General features: G+C 59.8%; 1 protein-coding gene and 1 pseudogene. Both read right to left on the reverse strand.

The features are described 5' to 3' along the window. Positions 1-448: pseudogene (gene obgE, locus Q3981_RS10400) on the reverse strand (GTPase ObgE); the annotation flags it as partial. A gap of 56 nt (positions 449-504) precedes the next feature. After that, complete coding sequence (locus Q3981_RS10405; RefSeq protein WP_303126027.1) at positions 505-1,905, reverse strand: amino acid permease; 1,401 nt, start codon at positions 1,903-1,905, stop codon at positions 505-507. Between the last annotated feature and the right edge of the window lie 82 nt (positions 1,906-1,987).

Consider the following 1,987-nt stretch of genomic DNA (forward strand, 5'->3'; position numbering starts at 1 on the left):
TTTCTTCACCGGGCTCGCCGAGGAGGGCAAAACCAGGTGCCCGGCGCGCCTTGGAGACGAGAGCCGCGTTCCCCAGTCCCCCGTAACCGCCTTCTGCGATGGTGAAACGGGTGCCGACGCCCATCAAATCCGCCACCACGGTGCCGTCGGGTTCCGTCACGACGGTGCCATCGGGCACGGGCAGGACCAGGTCTTCACCTCGAGCTCCGTTGCGGTTGTCACCAGCCCCATTGCCGCCACGGGTTGCCTTGATATGCGGGTGGAAGTGGAAGTCGACGAGCGTGTGGACCTGGTTGCTGACCTCCAAGATGACGTCACCGCCGTGGCCGCCATTGCCTCCATCGGGGCCGCCCAGGGGGACGAATTTCTCGCGGTGAATGGACGCGCACCCATGGCCGCCATCGCCAGCGCGGACATGCAGCACAACGCGGTCAACAAACTGAGGCATGAATTCCTATCCTTCCGTGAAACGGCTCGGGTGAGCCGGATCAAGCGCTGCCGATCTTACATCTGATGATGCCGGCTGATGTCGACATCGTCGAGGGGAACCATATGGGAGCGGGTGGTGAGTTTGTGCCCCACCCACAGCGCAATGAACAGCGGTAGGCCGATATATGAGGACAGAATGGTAGAGAAACTAGACCAATCAAAGAGCGCTTGGTAGTTCTGCCCGATAATCACCACTGCGCACATCACCAGCGCAACGATCGGCCCGGCGGGGAACCAACGAGCCCGATAGGGCAGGTCAGCGGGGTCATTCCCTTGAGCGATGTAGGCGCGTCGGAAACGGTAATGACTCCACGCGATGGACATCCACGCTAGGAAACCTGCGAGGCCCGACGCATTGACCAACCACTCATACGCTGCACCTTCCCCAATCAACGACGTGAGGAAGCACAGCAAACCCACCGCCGTCGTGGCGAACAGTGCCGGCCGGGGCACGCCACGTTTCGATGTTTTTGCGAAGATGCGGGGTGCGACGCCATCCTTCGCCATCGCGTACAGCATTCGTGTCGACGCATACAGACCGGAGTTTCCCGCCGACAAGATCGAGGTCAGGATGACCGCGTTCATGATGGTCGCAGCGGCAAGAACACCCGCGTTTTGGAACACCAAGGTGAAGGGTGACACGGAAATATTGTCGACGTCGGACCGAAGGAGATTGGGGTTGGTGTACGGGATGAGGAAACCAATGACCGCAATCGCGCCGATGTAGAAAAGCATGATTCGGATGAAGACGCTGCGGATAGCGCGGGGGATATCTTTATCCGGGTTTCGTGATTCACCGGCCGCGACTCCGACGAGCTCCGTGCCTTGGAATGAGAATCCGGCGATCATGAAGACGTTGAGGATGCCTAGGAATCCCGCTTTGAACGGTGCTTCGCCGTGGGTCCAGTTGGAGAATCCTGGGGATTTTCCACCCAAGATCCCGGCGATCATGAGCACGCCTATGCCGAGGAATACGATCACCGCAACAACTTTGATGAGCGCGAACCAGAATTCGCCTTCACCATATCCCTTGACGGAGGCGATATTCAGCGAAAAGAGGAGTGCAAGGAATATCGCGGACCACACCCAACCCGGCGTCGAAGGGAACCAGAATTTCATGACCAGGGCTGCCGCTACTAGCTCTGCGGCTACGGTGATCGCCCAGTTGAACCAGTAATTCCAGCCCGTGGCGAAACCGAAAGACGGCGACACGTAGGTGCGGGCATAGTGCGCGAAGGCTCCCGACACCGGTGAATATGTCGCCATTTCCCCCAGTGACTGCATCAGCAAGAACACCATGAGACCGATGGCACCGTAGGCGACGAGGGCGCCACCGGGGCCGGCGTCGGCAATGGTGGCACCCGAGGCAACGAACAGCCCGGTACCGATCGCGCCGCCGATGGCGATCATGTTCATGTGCCGCGATTCCAACCCGCGATCCAGAGATTCGCTGTGAGGGGTTGTGGTGCTATTCCGGCTGTGGTGGCTCACGAGTTCT

It is taken from the genome of Corynebacterium sp. (assembly GCF_030530965.1).
Classification (GTDB): domain Bacteria; phylum Actinomycetota; class Actinomycetes; order Mycobacteriales; family Mycobacteriaceae; genus Corynebacterium.